Origin of the sequence: Pseudomonas tumuqii, from assembly GCF_013184545.1 — a bacterium.
Lineage (GTDB): Bacteria > Pseudomonadota > Gammaproteobacteria > Pseudomonadales > Pseudomonadaceae > Aquipseudomonas > Aquipseudomonas tumuqii.
The window spans coordinates 242,759-260,781 of record NZ_JAAOJA010000004.1 but is presented as its reverse complement, the minus strand read 5'-3'; the positions used below and the strand labels follow the sequence as shown (position 1 = coordinate 260,781).

The window sequence follows — 18,023 nt, the reverse complement described above, 5'->3', positions numbered from 1 at the left end:
AAAAAGCGCGTGTTTCTGGTGCGCAGGCGACAGCATCGCGAGCAAGGACCAGGCGTCTCCCTGGTTCTGATCAGACAACCCGCATGCCATTGATTTAATGGGTTATGACGTTTTTGTAGGAGCCAGCTTGCTGGCGATCCGGCGTCCCGATGACTTTTGCTGATCAAAAGCATCGTCGGAGCGCCGAACCGCAGCAAGCTGGCTCCTACATGGTTTGCTGCGCGACAGCGCGGCGTCGTAGACGCGGCGGGGTCTGCTACGGCTGCAGGCCCAAGGCGGCCTGGGCTTTGGCCAGGCGTTTGCCGCGTGCGGAGCCGCCGATCGACAGCAGGCCGCGGTCGCGTTGCCACAAGGCGGCCCAGTCCGCCGGCCCTGCGGCAAAGGCCGTGGGCAACTCGGCGTCGAGTGCTTCGAACTGGGCAAACAGCCCGGCCAGCAGCAGGTGCGTGGCGGTTTGCCTCGGGCCTTGCCGGGCCACTTCGGCGCAGCCGGCGAGCAGGCCGAGCAGGCGCAACTGCACTGCCTGCGGCCAGTTAGAGTCCTGCCCCACGCCATACAGCCAGGCGCCCACGGCGGTGAGGACGTGCAGGTCCTCGATGCTGCGAAAAGGCTTCACGTAGTCGTCCCAGCCATCGCCGGCCAGGCGCTCGCAGTGGGCGCCATCCAGATGCAGGCGGGCGTGGCCGATATCGGGCATCAGGGGCAGGCTTGGCAGCACCTCGATGCGCACCCCGGGATTGCCATTGCGCACCACGCCCAGGGCCAGCCGCACCGGTTGCGCCGGCGGCTCTTCGCGGGCGGCGACCAGCAGCCAGTCGGCGGCATCGCCTGCCGTGACGAAATCCTTGCGCCCATGCAGCAGCAGGTCGCTCAGGCGGGTCTGCAGATCCGCCGGGCGCACGCTTTTGTGCTCGGTGACACAGAGCGCGCCCAGCGACCAGGGCGCGCCAGGCCAGAGCACCCGCAGCGCACCTTGATAGCCAGCGAGGAAGGCCAGCCCCGGGGTAGCCGCCAGTCGCCCGCCGAGCAAGGCCAGTTCGAATGGCGACAGCCTGCCCAGCCGCGCCAGCAGCGCGGCATACCAGGCCTCCAGGCTGTCGGCGGCCGGCAGGCGTTGATGGGTTTGCAACAGGATTTGCCAGGGCATACGCAGTTCCTCGACCGGGATGGAGTGGCAGGCGGCTGTCACACAAGCATCACCAAAACTTCACAGGGGTGACACCGCTGCTACCTAGCCTGAGCTTGCCCAACAAGATCGACCGGCTGCAAGGCAAAAAAGCCGGCCAACGGAGATGACGGCATGACCCAGATGGCAATCACCCGCGACCGCACCACCCCAGCACGTCGCTTGCAAGCCGAGCGGCTAGTCGGCCCCGCTGCCCTGCGTGAAGCCCAGGCCCTGCGCTTTCGCGTGTTCAGCGCCGAATTCGATGCCAAGCTCAAGGGTGCCGAGTTCGGCCTGGACATGGATGACTACGACCTTCACTGCCAGCACATCGGCGTGCGTGACCTGAACAGCGGCCTGCTGGTGGCCACCACCCGCCTGCTCGATCATCAGGCCGCCGCCAGCCTGGGCCGCTTCTACAGCGAAGAGGAATTCAGCCTGCACGGCCTGCCGCACCTGCAAGGCCCAGTGCTGGAAATCGGCCGCACCTGCGTCGATAGCGCCTACCGCAACGGCGCCACCATCGCCGTGCTCTGGGGCGAACTGGCCGAAGTCCTCAATCAGGGCGATTACCGCTACCTGATGGGCTGCGCCAGCATCTCCATGCAGGACGGCGGCATCCAGGCCCAGGCGATCATGCAGCGCCTGCGCGAACGCTACCTGTGCACCGAACACCTGCGGGCCGAGCCGAAGACGCCGCTGCCGGCCCGGGAGGTGCCGAGCAACGTCATTGCCGAGCTGCCACCGCTGCTCAAGGCCTACATGCGCCTGGGCGCGAAGATCTGCGGCGAGCCCTGCTGGGATCCGGACTTCCAGGTGGCCGATGTGTTCATCCTGCTCAAGCGCGACGAACTCTGCCCGCGCTACGCCCGCCACTTCAAGGCGGCGGTCTGAACCAACATGACTTGCAGGATCGCCCGGCGCTGTGTAGACAGTGCCGGGCCATGTCGCCCGCCCGGTTTGGAGTACCCGATGAAGAAGCTGCGCCTGTACCTGCGAATGCTGCACCTGCTCGCCATCATCGGCCTGGTCACCCTGCTGGCCGGGGTGGTGAGTCTGCTCGAGCGTTTGCTGCGGCATGACCTGATGGGCCTGCGTCAGCGCATGAGCCGCTGGTTCTTCGCGCGCCTGAGCAATGCCCTGCCGTTCCGCCTGAGCGTGCACGGCGAACTGCCGCAGGAACCGATGTTGTGGGTCAGCAACCACATCTCCTGGACCGATATTCCGCTGCTCGGCATGCTCGCCCCACTGTCGTTCCTGTCCAAGGCCGAGGTGCGTTCCTGGCCGCTGGCCGGCTGGCTGGCGCACCAGGCCGGCACCCTGTTCATCCGCCGCGGCGCGGGCGACAGCAGCCTGCTCAACCAGCAACTCGGCCACTATCTGGGACGGGGCCGACCGCTGCTGATCTTCCCGGAAGGCACCACCAGCGACGGCCAGGTCCTGCGCACCTTCCACGGTCGCCTGCTGAGCAGCGCCATCGAGTCCGGGGTGGCGCTGCAACCGGTCGCCATCCGCTACCTGCGCGACGGCCAGCCGTGCATGATCACGCCCTTTATCGGTGACGACGACATGCTCTCGCACCTGTTGCGCCTGCTCGCCAGTGACCCTATCGACGTGCAGATCCGCCTGCTCCAGCCGATTGCCAGCACCACGCTGAATCGCAACCAGCTGGCACGCCGTGCCCACGCAGCCGTGGCCAGCGCCCTGGCCGTGGACAGCGAGACTCAAGCCCGGGCCGCGTGAATCAGTTGTGAAAAATCGAGCGCTGTAGCGGGAGTTTTTTCACAGCCTCTCAACCCTGTGGCGGCACGCAGAGAATGTCGCACGGCAACTCGGCCAGCAGCGCCGCGGCGACGCTGCCGAGCACCAACCGCGGCAGCCCCTTGCGCCCGTGCGTGGCGATCACCAGCAGATCGGCTTGCGTCGCCTGCAGCTCTTGGGCGATCAGCTGCCGGGGCTCGCCATCCTGCACCCGCACGCAGCCATCGGGCAGGGTCAAACCGGCGTCATGCAGGTTGCCAAGCAGGCTCAGCAAGGCCTCCCTGGCCTGAGTTTCGAGCAAGTGATGATTGATCGCCGCCTCCGTCAGCATGCCCATGGGAAAGGGTTCCAGGGCATGCAGCACCGTGCAGTGCTGCGGATCGAGCAGGCCCAGCCGCTGGGCACTGGTCATGGCCTGCACGGCGCCGGGCGACAGATCCAGCGCCGCCAAGGCATGCTGGTAATCGGCAGCGGCCGGTTGCGCGACGCGCAGTACCGGCAGGTGACTGCCACGGATCAGGCGCTCCACACTGGTGCCGAGAAAGAAGTCGCGCAGCGGCGTCTTGCGGTGGCAGCCGACCACCAGCAGGTCGGCATCCATGCCCAGGCACGCCTCGAAGATGATCGATTCGACCGCGCCGCTGCTCACCAGCACCCGCGGCCGGCTACCGGTCTGGACGGCCAGTTGCTGCGCCTGCTCGTCGAGCAAGCGCTCGACCCGCCGCACATGCTCGGCGACGAAGTCCTGCGGCGCCTCGTCGTCGACCACATGAACCAGGGTCCAGTCGCCACCACCCTGCTTTTCGATCAAGCGGGAGGCACGCTGCACGGCATGCGCCGAACGTGGGGAAAGGTCGGTTGCCACCAGTAGCTTGATCATCTCGTTCACCGTGCCAGGCTGTGCGTGTCTGAACATTCGACCGCAAAACATGCCCGGCGGTTTTGATGCAGATCAGCGCATGCCCCGTGAATAAGGCTACTGTGCCCACAGTGCAAGCATGGAGATGCCTGAATGGACACCCGACCACCCGTTCACGCCGCAACGGAGTGGCACGCCCTCGATACGCAACAGGCGCTCGACAGCCTGGGCAGCAACCCGACGGGCCTCGCCGCGGGCGAGATCGCCAGCCGCCGGCAACGCTACGGGGCCAATCGCCTGCCGCCGCCCAGGCGCCGCGGCCCGCTGCTGCGCCTGCTGCTGCAATTTCACAACCTGCTGCTGTACATGATGATCGCCGCGGCGGCGGTCACCGCCCTGCTCGGGCACTGGGTGGATACCGCGGTAATTCTCGTCGTGGTGCTGATCAATGCACTGATCGGCTTCATTCAGGAGGGCAAGGCCGAGCACGCCCTGGACGCCATTCGCGACATGCTGTCGCTGCATGCCATGGTCCTGCGCGATGGCGAACGCCGGGAAATCCCCGCCGAACAGCTGGTGCCCGGCGATATCGTCGCCCTGGTTTCCGGGGACAAGGTACCCGCCGACCTGCGCCTGCTCAGGGTGAAGAATTTCGTCGTCGAGGAAGCGGCGCTGACCGGCGAGTCGGTGCCGGTGGAGAAATCCATCGCCCGCGCGGCCGCCGACGCCGTGCTCGGCGACCGCCGCTGCATGGCCTACTCCGGCACCCTGGTCAGCAGCGGCCAGGCGCTCGGCCTGGTGGTGGCCACTGGCCCGGCCACCGAACTGGGACGTATCGGCAGCATGCTGCAACAGGTGCAGCCGCTGACCACCCCACTGCTGCGGCAGATCGACGGCTTCAGCCGCTGGCTGAGCGTGGCCCTGCTGGTCCTGGCGATCGTCACCTTCGCCCTCGGCACCCTGTGGCGCGAGCAGGATCCGGAGCAGATGTTCATGATGGTGGTGGCGCTGACCGTCGCGGCTATCCCCGAAGGATTGCCGGCGATCATGACGGTGATTCTGGCCCTCGGCGTGCAGCGCATGGCCCGGCAAAACACCATTGTGCGGCGCTTGCCGGCGGTGGAAACCCTCGGTTCGGTCACCGTGATCTGCACGGACAAGACCGGCACCCTGACCCGCAACGAGATGACCGTGCAACGGCTGGTCAGCGCCGATCGCATCATCGACGTCAGCGGAGTCGGTTACGCACCCGCCGGAGGCTTCCATCTCGCTGGCGCGCCCCTGGAAATCGACCAGCCCCTGCTCGAGATCGGCCGCGCGGCGCTGTTGTGCAACGATGCCCGGCTGGAAGAAGACGCCGCCGGCGACTGGCTGCTGCACGGCGACCCGACCGAAGGCGCACTCGCCACCCTGGCCCTGAAAATGGGCCTCGCCGCGCTGGAGACGCAGGCCGAGCTGCCGCGCAGCGACGCCATTCCCTTCGAGGCGGAACACCGCTTCATGGCCACCCTGCACCATGACCATAGCGGTCATGGGCTGATCTACCTCAAGGGCGCCCCCGAGCGCCTGCTGGAGATGTGCAGCCAGCAACGCACTGGCGACGGCGACCAGCCACTCGATGCGGACTACTGGCGGCGCCAGGCCACTGACCTGGCCGCCCATGGCTTGCGCCTGCTGGCCATTGCCAGCCGACCGGCCGCTGCCGAGCAACGCAGCCTGAGTTTTGCCGATGTGGAACAGGGCTTCACCCTGCTGGCGCTGTTCGGCATCATCGACCCGCCACGCGCAGAGGCCATCGCCGCGGTGGCCGAATGCCGCAGCGCCGGCATCGCGGTGAAGATGATCACCGGCGACCATGTCGAAACCGCCCGCGCCATCGGTGCGCAACTGGGCATCGGGGTTGGCCGGCCGGCCCTGACCGGCGCCGAAATCGAACTGCTCGACGAACGTAGCCTGCGCGAGTTGCTACCCGGCATCGAGGTGTTCGCCCGCGCCAGCCCGGAACACAAACTGCGCCTGGTGCAGGCCATGCAGGCCAGCGGCGAAGTGGTGGCGATGACCGGCGACGGGGTCAACGATGCGCCGGCACTGAAGCGCGCGGATGTCGGCGTGGCGATGGGCCACAAGGGCACCGAGGCGGCCAAGGAAGCGGCGGAAATGGTCCTCACCGACGACAACTTCGCCACCATCGCCGGGGCCGTGCGCGAAGGTCGGGCGATCTACGACAACCTGAAGAAATTCATCCTGTTCGTCCTGCCCACCAATGGCGGCGAAGCCTTGATCGTGATCGCCGCCATCCTGTTCCAGCTGAATCTGCCGCTGACCCCGGCCCAGGTGCTGTGGATCAACATGGTCACCTCCATCACCCTGGCCCTGGCCCTGGCTTTCGAACCGTCCGAGCAAGGTCTGATGATTCGACCGCCACGCCCGCCAGCCGAGCCGCTGCTCACCGGCTTCTTCGTCTGGCGCGTACTGATGGTCTCGCTGCTGATGATGGGCGGCGCCCTCGGCCTGTTTCTCTGGGAACTGCAGCACGGCAACAACCTGCAAAGCGCGCGCACCATGGCCGTCAACACCGTGGTGATGTGCGAGATGTTCTACCTGTTGAACAGCCGGCATATCTTCGCCTCGGTACTCAATCGCGAAGGCTTGCTCGGCAACCCCAAGGTGCTGCTGGCCATCGCCGTGTGCCTGGCGCTACAACTGTTGTTCACCTATGCACCGCCCATGCAGCAGGTATTCGGTTCCAGCGCACTGAGTGGCGGCGAATGGCTGCGCGTGCTGCTGGCCGGCTTGCTGCTGTTCAGCGTGGCGGAACTGGAGAAGGCAGTGATCCGCCGCTTTCACCTGCATCCCCATGCGCCGGGTTGAACCCGGCGCGCGCGGCACACCCTACCAGCCGTGGCGCCCAGGCGCAGGGCGCGCCGGCTTGCATCCAGGCTACGGCTCGCCGCGCAACTCGCCACGGGCGAAGGCCATCAGCTCGGGGTAAAACTGGCGAAAATCTTCGCTCAGCGGTCGGTACAGGCGCTCCAGTTCACCCAGGCTGCCGTCCAGCACGCCCGGCCGCGACAGCCGCCGGCCCATGCCGGCGAGCACCTGCTCCAGCACGGCAAACTCGCGGTAACTGCCCAGCCAGTCCTGGGCCGCCATGCGCGGTGCGATCAGGGCCAGGCGCCCAGGCAAAACCGGCTCGTCGGCCAGGACCCGATACACCCGCCCGGTGAACTGCGCCAGCGGCTCGTCGGCGTAATCCGGCCAATTGCGCGCCAGGCAGTGGTCGAAGAACAGATCCAGGAGGATCCCGGCATAGCGCCGCCGCTCGGCGGGGAAGCGCGCACGGGCCTGGGCCAGCAGCGCGTGGCTGTCGGTAAAGGCATCGATGCGCCGATGCAGGACGATCGCGGCTTCGATATCCGCGGGCCACTGTCCGGCCAGCCGGCCTTTGACGAAATCGCCATACAGGCTGCCGAGCAGTTGCGCCGGCGCGTCGCCGCCAAGGTGCAGATGAGCGAGGTAGTTCATTGGCCAGAGCTTACACATCAGCGCGGGCAATGAGCACTATCGGCGTAAACGATCTGTGTATCGCCTCAACCCGATATACAGTTCGCCCCATCGCGAAATGGCGCGACGGCAACCCTGGAAACGACACCAATGCCCATCGATATCGATGAAGTGATCAAAGCCCTGGCCCACCCGGTGCGCCGCGACATCCTGCACTGGCTGAAGACTCCCGAGGCGTATTTCGCCGACCAGGAGCACCCGCTGGAGATCGGCGTGTGTGCCGGCAAGATCGACCAGCGCACCGGGCTGTCGCAATCGACGGTCTCGGCCCACCTGGCGACCCTGCAACGGGCCGGCCTGGTGACCAGCAAGAAGGTCGGCCAGTGGCATTTCTTCAAGCGCAACGAGGACGCCATCCAGGACTTTCTGCGCCATATCAGTCACGAACTTTAACCACCCTACCCCTGCGCCTGAACGCACGCTCAGGGCATGCCCGCCGATGGAGAATCACCCCATGCCGACACTTTTCGACCCGATCAAGATCGGTGACCTGGAACTGAACAACCGCATCATCATGGCGCCGCTGACCCGCACCCGCGCCGACGCCGGCCGTGTACCCAACGCGCTGATGGCCGAGTACTACGTGCAACGTGCCTCCGCCGGGCTGATCATCAGCGAGGCCACCGCGGTCACGCCCATGGGCGTCGGCTACCCGGACACCCCCGGCATCTGGTCCGACGCCCAGGTGCGCGGCTGGAGCAATATCACCAAGGCGGTGCATGCCAATGGCGGCAAGATCGTCCTGCAACTGTGGCATGTCGGGCGCGTCTCCCACCCCAGTTATCTCAACGGCGAACTGCCGGTGGCGCCCAGTGCCTTCGCGCCGGCCGGGCATGTCAGCCTGGTACGCCCGATCACCGAATATGTCACCCCGCGTGCCCTAGAAACCGAGGAAATCGCCGATATCGTCGAGGCCTATCGCCAGGGGGCGGAAAACGCCAAGGCCGCCGGTTTCGACGGCGTGGAAATCCACGGCGCCAACGGCTACCTGCTCGACCAGTTCCTCCAGGACAGCACCAACCAGCGCAGCGACCGCTACGGCGGCTCCCTGGAAAACCGTGCGCGACTGATGCTGGAAGTCACCGATGCGGTGATTTCGGTATGGGGTGCCGGCCGGGTCGGCATGCACCTGGCGCCGCGCGCAGACAGCCACGACATGGGCGACAGCAACCGCGCCGAGACCTTCACCTACATTGCCCGCGAGCTGGGCAAACGCGGCATCGCCTTTATCTGTGCCCGCGAGAAGGAAGCCGATGACAGCCTGGCACCGGCCCTCAAGCAAGCCTTCGGTGGCGTGTTCATCGCCAACGAGCGTTTCACCAAGGCCCAGGCCAACGCCTGGCTGGAAAGTGGCAAGGCCGATGCCGTGGCCTTCGGCATCCCCTTTATCGCCAACCCGGACCTGCCCGCCCGCCTCGCCGCGGACGCCCCGTTGAATGAGCCGCAGCCGCACACCTTCTATGGCGCAGGACCGGTCGGCTATATCGATTACCCACGGCTGTAACGCTGCTGCGGCATGCCCGATGCGTTGAAATGAAAAAAGGAGCCCGAGGGCTCCTTTTTTCATTGCAGCAGGTCCTCAGTGCAGGATCTGGCTGAGGAACAGCTTGGTGCGCTCGTTCTGTGGGTTGTTGAAGAAGGTTTCGGGATCGGCCTGTTCGACGATCTCGCCCTTGTCGAGGAAGATCACCCGGTTCGCCACGGTGCGGGCGAAGCCCATCTCGTGGGTCACGCAGAGCATGGTCATGCCGTCTTCGGCCAGGCCGATCATGGTATCCAGCACTTCCTTGACCATTTCCGGATCGAGTGCCGAGGTCGGTTCGTCGAACAGCATGATCTTCGGCTTCATGCACAGCGCCCGGGCAATCGCCACGCGCTGTTGCTGGCCACCGGACAGCTGCCCCGGGTACTTGAGGGCCTGTTCGGGGATGCGCACGCGCTCGAGGAAGTGCATGGCGACTTCTTCAGCCTGACGCTTGGGCAGCTTGCGCACCCACATCGGCGCCAGGGTGCAGTTCTGCAGCACGCTCAGGTGCGGAAACAGGTTGAAGTGCTGGAACACCATGCCCACTTCGCGGCGTACCGCCTCGATGTGCTTGAGGTCATGGGTCAGTTCGGTGCCATCGACCACGATGCGCCCCTGCTGGTGTTCCTCCAGACGGTTGATGCAGCGGATGGCGGTGGACTTGCCGGAACCGGACGGACCGCAGAGAACGATACGCTCGCCCGGCTTCACGTTCAGGTTGATGTCCTTGAGCACGTGGAACTCGCCGTACCACTTGTGCACGCCCTCCATCAGGATCATCGGCTCAGCGCTGGTTTGTTTGTTTGCTACAGACATTGAAATAACTCCTAACGCTTGTGGCCAGTGTTCAGCTTACGTTCCAAATGCATGGAGTAGCGCGACATGCCGAAACAGAAAATCCAGAAAACCAGGGCGGCAAATACATAGCCTTCGGTGGCCATGCCCAGCCAAACCGGATCGGTGGTGGCTTGCTTGATGCTGTTGAGCAGGTCGAACAGGCCGATGATGATCACCAGACTGGTGTCCTTGAACAGGGCGATAAAGGTGTTGACGATGCCGGGAATCACCAGCTTCAGGGCTTGCGGCAGAATCACCAGGCCCATCATCCGCCAGTAGCCCAGGCCCATGGCCGCAGCGGCTTCGTACTGGCCCTTGGGAATGGCCTGCAGGCCACCGCGCACCACTTCGGCGATATAGGCCGACTGGAACAGGATCACCCCGATCAGCGCGCGCATCAGCTTGTCGAAGCTCATGCCTTCGGGCAGGAACAACGGCAACATCACCGACGACATGAACAGCACCGTGATCAAGGGCACGCCGCGCCAGAACTCGATGAAGGTCACGCAGATCACCCGGATCGCCGGCATCTCCGAACGCCGTCCGAGCGCCAGCATGATGCCCAGCGGCAAGGCGCCGGCGATCCCCACGGAGGCGATCACCAGGGTCAGCATCAAGCCGCCCCATTGACTGGTGGCCACTTCGCGCAAACCGAAGGAGCCGCCGTGCAGCAGCCAGAACGCCAGCAGCGGATACACCACCAGGAAGCCCAGGCCATACACGGCCTTGCGCGGCATTGCCGAAATGAACAGCGGGGCGGCACCGATGACGGCCAACCACAGGGTCAGGTCGACACGCCAGCGCAGCTCGGTCGGGTAGAAGCCGTACATGAACTGGCCGAAACGCTGCTGGATGAAGACCCAGCAGGCGCCGCCCGAGGTGCAGTCGGCACGGGTCGTACCCACCCAGTCAGCATCGATAATCGCCCATTGCAGCAGCGGCGGCACGACCAGCCAGATCAGGTAGGCGGCGAACAGGGTCAGCAGGCCGTTGAACCAGCTGGAGAACAGGTTGGCGCGCAGCCAACCGAGTACGCCGACGCTCAGCAGCGGTGGCGGTAGATCGGGTTTGAAAGTATGAGTGCTCATGGCTTGTCCTCTAGCGTTCGATCAGCGCCATGCGCTTGTTGTACCAATTCATCAACATGGAAATGCTGATGCTGATGGCCAGGTACACACTCATGGTGATGGCAATCACCTCGATGGCTTGCCCCGTCTGGTTGAGTACCGTACCGGCGAACAGCGAGACCATGTCCGGATAACCGATACCTGCCGCCAGCGAGGAATTCTTCGCCAGGTTGAGGTACTGACTGGTCAGCGGTGGAATGATCACCCGCATGGCCTGGGGAATGATCACCAGACGCAGGGTCTTGCCGGCCGGCAGGCCCAGCGAACGGGCTGCCTCGGTCTGTCCATGACTGACCGCCATGATCCCGGAGCGTACGTTCTCGGCGATGAACGCCGCCGTATAGATGGACAAGGCCAGGGTCAAGGCTATCAGCTCGGGAATCAGCACCCAGCCGCCACGGAAGTTGAAACCGGTCAGCTCGGGTGTGCTCCACTGCAACGGATTGCCGGTCAGCAGCACGGCCAGGCCAGGCAGCACCAGCAACAGCGGGATCGCCCCCAGGGACACCGGAAAGTACCTGCCGGTGGCCTCGAACCGCGCCCTCGACCAGCGTGTCAGCAACACGATGCCGATGATCGCCACCACTACAGCCCCGAAAAAGGTGACAAAGCTGTCCGAGGGGCTCGGCGCCGGCATATACAAACCGCGACTGTTGAGGAAGAAGGTCTGACCTATCTCCAGGCTGGCACGCGGGCCGGGTAGCGAGAGCATCACCGCGAAGTACCAGAAGAAGATCTGCAGCAGCGGCGGGATATTGCGGAAGGTCTCGATGTAGACGGTAGCGACTTTGCCGATCAACCAGTTGGGCGACAGCCGCGCCACACCGAGGATGAACCCCATAATGGTCGCCAGGACGATGCCGATCACCGACACCAGCAGGGTGTTGAGCAAACCGACGAAGAAGACCCGTCCATAGGTGTCGCTTTCGTTGTAATCGATCAGGTGCTGAGCAATGCCGAACCCGGCACTGTTGTTGAGAAAGGAGAACCCGGAGGTAATCCCGCGCTTCTCGAGGTTGGTCTGGGTGTTGTCGAACAGAAACCAGCCGATCGCCACGACGGCAATAACGGCAATGATCTGGAATAGCCATGCGCGCACTTTGGGGTCGGTCCAGACCGATCCACGTGGGCGCGAGACATTTGCAGGAGTTTGCATAGGAGCCCTCTAGGAACCCCCATGCCCGCATTGGCGGGCATGGGGGTTCACGTCATCTAGAACCTGCCGGCGCCCCAGGACGGGACGTCGGCAAAGACGATCAACGCACTGGCGGTGCGTATTGCAGACCACCTTTGTTCCACAGGGCGTTGAGACCGCGCTCGATCTTCAACTCGCTGCCGGCACCGACGTTGCGGTCAAAGCTCTCAGCGTAGTTGCCCACTTGCTTGATGATCTGCACGGCCCAGTCCTTCGGCAGTTTCAGATCCTTGCCAAACTCACCCTCGACTCCCAGCAGGCGGGCGATATCCGGGTTCTTGGTGGTTTTGGCCGTTTCCTCGACGTTCTTCGAGTCGATGCCCAGTTCTTCGGCGTTGAGCATGGCGAACAGGCTCCAGCGCACGATGTCGAACCACTCTTCGTCGCCCTGGCGCACAACCGGACCCAGCGGCTCTTTCGAGATCACTTCCGGCAGTACCACGTACTCCAGCGGCGCAGCCAGCTTGATGCGCTGAGCATAGAGTTGCGACTGGTCGGAAGTCAGCACGTCACAACGACCGGACTCCAGAGAAGTAGCGCTCTCGTCGGAAGTATCGTAAGTGATCGGGGTGTACTTCAGGCCGTTGGCGCGGAAGTAGTCCGAGAGGTTCAGCTCGGTGGTGGTACCGGCCTGGATGCACACGGTAGCGCCGTCGAGTTCCTTGGCACTGGTCACCCCGAGTTTCTTGTTAACCAGGAAACCCTGACCGTCATAATAGTTGGTGCCGGTGAAGTTCAGGCCCAGGCCGGAGTCACGCGAACTGGTCCAGGTGGTGTTGCGCGACAGCACATCGACTTCGCCGGATTGCAGCGCGGTGAAGCGCTCCTTGGCGGTCAACGGGCTGTATTTGACCTTGGTCGCATCGCCAAACAGGGCAGCGGCCACTGCGCGGCATACATCGACGTCGAGGCCGAAATAATTGCCTTTTTCATCGGCGTAGGAGAAGCCAGGCAGACCATCGCTGATACCGCACTGAACGAAACCTTTCTTTTGTACCGCGTCCAGGGTCGCGCCAGCGTGCACGAAGCCGCTGACACCCAGAACGGTTGCGGTAGTCAGAATAGCCAGGGTGGATTTCACCATCTTCATTAAAACCTCCAGTTGCTTTTGTTGTGTTTGGAGTCTCGGCCTCACCTCCGTACCCTTATGGGGCACGTCGATCGTGTCGGCAGCAACGCGATCAACCGGGGATCGGACCTCAGCGAGAGTCTAGTAGCCGTTTGTTTCATCGGCCATTAAACCTCGCTCGCCCATTGGTCGAATGGGCTGGAGACGGATAGCGATTCGCTTATCGTCAAACATGCAGCGTTCGACGAGTCTTGTGGAAACCCCCATCAAATGGCTTCCCGTCTGTTCCATACCCGGTTTGGTAGCAGTGTTACCGAGCCGGGCTACAGCATCAGTCCCGGTTGGTTATAGCAAAGCCCGTACCAAAGCTTCGCCTTTATCACCATACGGACAGGTCAAGAGCAAAACTTGTAACCTTGCGACATCTTCTTCACAGATTAGCCACTCACTGAAATTTCAGGTGCACTAAAAGATGCACAGCTGCACCACCCTGGAGCTACCCATGAGCGACCCGTTGATCCTTCAGCCCACACTCGCTGCCGACGCCTGCGTCATTTGGTTGCACGGCCTGGGGGCTGACCGCTATGACTTTCTCCCCGTGGCCGAAGCATTGCAGGAACGTCTGCCCAGCACCCGCTTCGTCCTGCCCCAGGCGCCGACCCAGCCAGTGACCATCAATGGTGGCTGGGCCATGCCCAGCTGGTACGACATCCTGGCCATGAGTCCGGCACGAGCGATCAACCGCGAACAACTGGAGGCATCGGCCCAGCAGCTGATCAGCCTGATCGAAGCGCAGCGCGACAGTGGCATCGACCCTGCCCGGATCTTTCTCGCCGGGTTTTCCCAGGGCGGCGCCGTGGTGCTGCATACCGCCTTCCTGCGCTGGCAGGGGCCGCTCGGCGGAGTCATCGCGCTGTCCACCTATGCGCCAACCTTCAGTGACGAACTGCAACTGGCGGATACAAAAAAACAACTGTCGGTACTCTGCTTGCATGGCAGATTCGACGATGTTGTGCAGCCCGCCATGGGCCGCACGGTCCACGACCAACTGACCGCCTGCGGCGTCGCCGTGCAGTGGCGCGATTATCCGATGGCCCATGAGGTGCTGCCGGAAGAGATCCGCGACATCGCCGACTGGCTGGCGCAGCGGCTGAGCACGCCACTGCCACGAGCCGAGAACAACACATGACCAACCAGCCCATCATTCGCGGTTTAGCCGATATCGAGCAGATCGAAGCCACCCCACTGGCCGAACGCAACCTGCCGCTCAGCACCTACGAGCTGATCCGCCGCACGGCCGCGGCGCAACCGCAGGCACCGGCGCTGTCCTTCATCCTCCAGGGTAGCGGCGACGAACCCGTCTATCGACTCGATTACCAGGCACTGCTGGGCAAGATCACCCAGACCGCCAACGCCTTTCACCGACTCGGCCTGCGCCCGGGCAAGGCAGTGTCGTTCCTGCTGCCCAACCTGCCACAGACCCACTTCACCATCTGGGGCGGCGAAGCGGCCGGCATCGTCAACGCGATCAATCCGCTGCTGGAACCCGAGCATATTGCCGAGCTGATCCAGGCCTCCGACTCCGAGTTGCTGGTGACCCTGGCGCCTTTCCCCGGCACCGACCTGTGGGCCAAGGTCGAGTCGCTGCGCGGCCATCTCCCGGGCCTCAAGGCGGTGATCTGTGTGGACCTGGCCAACCTGCTGCCCGAGCCGCAGCGCAGCGCGCTCAAGGCGCAACGCGGGCCGCTGCCGGAAGGCGTGCTGGACTTCGACGAGCTGATCGCCGCCTGCCCGGCCGACCAGCTGGAAAGCGGCCGCCAATTCCAGCCGGACGATATCGCCAGTTATTTCCACACCGGCGGCACCACCGGCACCCCCAAGCTGGCCCCGCACAGCCACGGCAACGAAGTGGCGATGGCCTACAGCATGAATCTGGTGACCCGTTTCGCGCCTGGCGACGTGACCCTCTGCGGCCTGCCGCTGTTCCACGTCAACGGCGTCATCGTCACCGGCCTGACGGCTTTCGGCGGTGGTGCCGAAGTCCTCCTGGCCACCCCGCAGGGCTATCGCAACGGCGCACTGATCGAGAATTTCTGGCGCATCATCGAACGCCACAAGGTCAGCTTCTTCAGCGGCGTGCCGACCATCTATGCCGGCCTGCTGCAGGTGCCCAGCGCGGGCCATGACCTGAGCTCGCTGAAATACGCCCTGTGCGGCGCCGCGCCGATGCCGGTGGAGCTGATCCGCCAGTTCGAGGCCAAGACCGGGCTGACCCTGATCGAGGGTTACGGCCTCACCGAAGGCACCTGCGGCACCTGCGCCAATCCGCCCGCCGGCGAGCGCCGTCCCGGCTCGATCGGCCTGCGCATGCCCTACTGCGAAGTCAGCATCAAGGTCCTCGACGAGCAGGGCCGCTACCTGCGCGATGCCGCCCAAGATGAAATCGGCAACCTGTGCATCCGTGGCGCCACGGTGTTCAAGGGCTACCTGCAAGCCGGCAAGAACGCCGGCATCTGGGTCGACGGCGACTGGTTCAACAGCGGCGACCTGGGGCGCATCGACGCCGACGGCTACATCTGGCTGACCGGGCGCAGCAAGGACCTGATCATCCGCGGCGGGCACAACATCGACCCGCAGATGATCGAGGAAGCCCTGCACAGCCACCCTGCCGTGGCCTTGGCCGCCGCAGTCGGCAAGCCCGACGAGAAGGCTGGCGAACTGCCGGTGGTGTATGCCCAGCTCAAGCCGGGCTGCCAGGCCAGCGAGGAGGAACTGCTGGCGCATGCCGCCGCGCACATCTCCGAACGTGCCGCCGTGCCCAAGGACGCCTGGATCATCGACGCCATCCCGGTCACGGCGGTGGGCAAGACCTTCAAGCCGGCCCTGCGTTTCGATGCCATTCGCCGGGTCTATCAGGCGGCAGTGGCCGAACTGGACAGTGCCATCCGCGTCGAAGTGCTCGGCGACGAACGTCTCGGCCAGCTCGCCCACATCCATCTGCCGCGCCGCGACAGCCAGCTGGAGCAGGCCGTGAGCAAGCGCCTGGCAGGGTTCGCGGTGCCCATCCAGCTGCACTGCAGCGACTGACGCACCTGGCTGAGCGCCAGCGTAATCCGGGGCGGGTTTCCCGGATTGCGCCCAGGCTTATCCCGGTTACGAAGCGGGCCGCCCCGGCTAGCGACGGCACTCGATATTTTCACAACCTCGGAGGCCAGCAAGGACCCAAGGATGCGCCCAGCGCTGCTGACAGCACCCGCCAGCCATGGCACTTCGCCGCGCCGGCTTCTTGCTTTACACTGGCAGCCGTTCACTCCTTAACCAATTGACGAGATGACCGTGCTCAAAGCACTCAAGAAAATGTTCGGCAAAGCCGAGGGCGAGCAGCCCAGCCCAACCAGCACGTCTGCTTCGCCAACCACGCCCCGTAGCGGCGACTCCAACCACGAGCAACCCAAGCGCACGGCCAAGCCGCTCCACACGGCCAGCACTAGCGGCAACCCCTCTGCGCTGGTGGTCAGCCAAGAGAAACCCGCCGCCAAGGCCGACAAACCCCGGCGCCAGCGCCCAGCCAAGCCGCTGGACACCTGGAAACTGGAAGACTTCGCGGTCGAACCGGCCGAAGGCAAGACCCGCTTTCATGACTTCAAGCTCTCCCCCGAGCTGATGCATGCGATCCACGACCTGGGCTTCCCCTACTGCACACCGATCCAGGCGCAGGTGCTGGGTTTCACCCTCAAGGGCCAGGACGCCATCGGCCGCGCCCAGACCGGCACCGGCAAGACCGCCGCCTTCCTGATCTCGATCATCACCCAGCTGCTGCAGACCCCGCCGCCGAAAGAGCGCTACATGGGTGAGCCACGTGCGCTGATCATCGCGCCGACCCGCGAGCTGGTGGTGCAGATCGCCAAGGACGCCGCGGACCTGACCAAGTACACCGGGCTCAACGTGATGAGCTTCGTCGGCGGCATGGACTTCGACAAACAGCTCAAGCTGCTCGAGTCGCGCTATTGCGACATCCTGGTGGCGACTCCGGGTCGTTTGCTCGACTTCAACCAGCGCGGCGAAGTGCACCTGGACATGGTCGAGGTGATGGTGCTCGATGAAGCCGATCGCATGCTCGACATGGGCTTTATCCCCCAGGTGCGGCAGATCATCCGCCAGACCCCGCCGAAGAACGAGCGCCAGACCCTGCTGTTCTCCGCCACCTTCACCGAAGACGTGATGAACCTGGCCAAGCAGTGGACGACCGACCCGGCCATCGTCGAGATCGAGTCGGAGAACGTGGCCAGCGACACCGTCGAGCAGCATGTCTACATGGTCGCCTCCAGCGACAAGTACAAGCTGCTGTACAACCTGATCGCGCAGAACGACTGGATCCGGGTGATGGTCTTCGCCAACCGCAAGGACGAAGTGCGGCGCATCGAAGAACGCCTGACCCGGGACGGCATCAGCGCCGCGCAGATGTCCGGAGACGTGCCGCAGCACAAGCGGATCAAGACCCTGGAAGGCTTCCGCGAAGGCAAGATCCGGGTGATGGTCGCCACCGACGTGGCCGGCCGCGGGATTCACGTCGACGCCATCAGCCACGTGATCAACTACACCCTGCCGGACGTGCCCGACGACTACGTGCACCGCATCGGCCGTACCGGTCGCGCGGGCGCCAGCGGCACCTCGATCAGCTTCGCCAGCGAAAACGACGCCTACGCCCTGCCGCCGATCGAGCAACTGCTGGGGCGCAAGATCAACTGCGAGATGCCGCCAGAAGAGCTGCTCAAGCCGGTGCCGCGCAAGCACTAAGCTTGCGCTAGGCAAACAAAAGGCGAAGCCCAGGGGCTTCGCCTTTTTCGTTGGGCTCCCGGCCGTGTGCGTAGCTCCGTAGGGTGCGCCATGCGCACCAATGCCCCGGAAAAGCCGGTGCGCA

At 64.5% G+C, this 18,023-nt stretch carries 15 protein-coding genes; 8 read left to right on the top strand and 7 right to left on the bottom strand.

Annotated features, from left to right (window positions below):
- Positions 1–256 precede the first annotated feature (256 nt).
- Positions 257–1,147 (bottom strand): acyl-CoA dehydrogenase, encoded by an 891-nt coding sequence (locus G9C89_RS10130; protein ID WP_172147748.1) that lies wholly within the window; start codon positions 1,145–1,147, stop codon positions 257–259.
- Positions 1,148–1,300: 153 nt separating this feature from the next.
- Here G9C89_RS10130 and olsB point away from each other — a divergent pair, with 153 nt between their 5' ends.
- Together olsB and G9C89_RS10120 are read left to right on the top strand one after the other, a co-directional pair.
- Positions 1,301–2,059: an L-ornithine N(alpha)-acyltransferase gene (gene olsB / locus G9C89_RS10125; RefSeq protein ID WP_172147747.1), complete on the top strand. Its 759-nt coding sequence runs from the start codon at positions 1,301–1,303 to the stop codon at positions 2,057–2,059.
- Positions 2,060–2,137: 78 nt separating this feature from the next.
- Positions 2,138–2,908 carry a lysophospholipid acyltransferase family protein gene (locus G9C89_RS10120; RefSeq protein ID WP_172147746.1) on the top strand — a complete coding sequence of 257 codons (771 nt, stop codon included), beginning with the start codon at positions 2,138–2,140 and terminating at the stop codon, positions 2,906–2,908.
- Between the two features lie 49 nt (positions 2,909–2,957).
- Here the strand turns inward: G9C89_RS10120 and G9C89_RS10115 are convergent, their stop codons facing one another.
- Positions 2,958–3,806, bottom strand: a complete 849-nt coding sequence (locus G9C89_RS10115; protein WP_172147745.1) for a universal stress protein — start codon at positions 3,804–3,806, stop codon at positions 2,958–2,960.
- 132 nt (positions 3,807–3,938) lie between these two features.
- Between G9C89_RS10115 and G9C89_RS10110 the strand changes: the two genes are divergently transcribed.
- Positions 3,939–6,656 (top strand): HAD-IC family P-type ATPase, encoded by a 2,718-nt coding sequence (locus tag G9C89_RS10110; protein ID WP_172147744.1) that lies wholly within the window; start codon positions 3,939–3,941, stop codon positions 6,654–6,656.
- Between the two features lie 69 nt (positions 6,657–6,725).
- On the opposite strand, the gene G9C89_RS10105 is transcribed toward G9C89_RS10110, so the two are convergent.
- Positions 6,726–7,310 carry an acyl carrier protein phosphodiesterase gene (locus G9C89_RS10105; protein WP_172147743.1) on the bottom strand — a complete coding sequence of 195 codons (585 nt, stop codon included), beginning with the start codon at positions 7,308–7,310 and terminating at the stop codon, positions 6,726–6,728.
- Between the two features lie 129 nt (positions 7,311–7,439).
- Here G9C89_RS10105 and G9C89_RS10100 point away from each other — a divergent pair, with 129 nt between their 5' ends.
- Positions 7,440–7,742 carry an ArsR/SmtB family transcription factor gene (locus G9C89_RS10100; protein ID WP_172147742.1) on the top strand — a complete coding sequence of 101 codons (303 nt, stop codon included), beginning with the start codon at positions 7,440–7,442 and terminating at the stop codon, positions 7,740–7,742.
- A gap of 61 nt (positions 7,743–7,803) precedes the next feature.
- Positions 7,804–8,853, top strand: coding sequence for an alkene reductase (locus G9C89_RS10095; protein WP_172147741.1), 1,050 nt, complete (start codon positions 7,804–7,806; stop codon positions 8,851–8,853).
- Between the two features lie 75 nt (positions 8,854–8,928).
- Here the strand turns inward: G9C89_RS10095 and G9C89_RS10090 are convergent, their stop codons facing one another.
- The 4 genes from G9C89_RS10090 to G9C89_RS10075 all read right to left on the bottom strand — a co-directional run bounded on the left by G9C89_RS10090 (position 8,929) and on the right by G9C89_RS10075 (position 13,123).
- Positions 8,929–9,690, bottom strand: a complete 762-nt coding sequence (locus tag G9C89_RS10090; RefSeq protein ID WP_172147740.1) for an amino acid ABC transporter ATP-binding protein — start codon at positions 9,688–9,690, stop codon at positions 8,929–8,931.
- Between the two features lie 11 nt (positions 9,691–9,701).
- Complete coding sequence (locus G9C89_RS10085; RefSeq protein ID WP_172147739.1) at positions 9,702–10,799, bottom strand: amino acid ABC transporter permease; 1,098 nt, start codon at positions 10,797–10,799, stop codon at positions 9,702–9,704.
- Positions 10,800–10,809: 10 nt separating this feature from the next.
- On the bottom strand, positions 10,810–11,994 hold the full coding sequence (locus G9C89_RS10080) for an amino acid ABC transporter permease (RefSeq protein WP_172147738.1): 1,185 nt from the start codon (positions 11,992–11,994) through the stop codon (positions 10,810–10,812).
- 100 nt (positions 11,995–12,094) lie between these two features.
- Positions 12,095–13,123 carry an amino acid ABC transporter substrate-binding protein gene (locus tag G9C89_RS10075; protein WP_172147737.1) on the bottom strand — a complete coding sequence of 343 codons (1,029 nt, stop codon included), beginning with the start codon at positions 13,121–13,123 and terminating at the stop codon, positions 12,095–12,097.
- 481 nt (positions 13,124–13,604) lie between these two features.
- On the opposite strand from G9C89_RS10075, the gene G9C89_RS10070 reads away from it, so the two are divergent.
- The 3 genes from G9C89_RS10070 (at position 13,605) to rhlB (ending at position 17,899) form a co-directional block, all read left to right on the top strand.
- A complete protein-coding gene (locus G9C89_RS10070) occupies positions 13,605–14,291 on the top strand; it encodes an alpha/beta hydrolase (RefSeq protein ID WP_172147901.1) in 687 nt (228 codons plus the stop codon).
- Positions 14,288–16,189 (top strand): acyl-CoA synthetase, encoded by a 1,902-nt coding sequence (locus G9C89_RS10065; RefSeq protein ID WP_172147736.1) that lies wholly within the window; start codon positions 14,288–14,290, stop codon positions 16,187–16,189. The genes G9C89_RS10070 and G9C89_RS10065 overlap by 4 nt, the downstream gene beginning before the upstream one ends.
- A gap of 249 nt (positions 16,190–16,438) precedes the next feature.
- Positions 16,439–17,899 (top strand): ATP-dependent RNA helicase RhlB, encoded by a 1,461-nt coding sequence (gene rhlB, locus G9C89_RS10060; RefSeq protein ID WP_315852809.1) that lies wholly within the window; start codon positions 16,439–16,441, stop codon positions 17,897–17,899.
- The last annotated feature ends 124 nt before the right edge of the window (positions 17,900–18,023 follow it).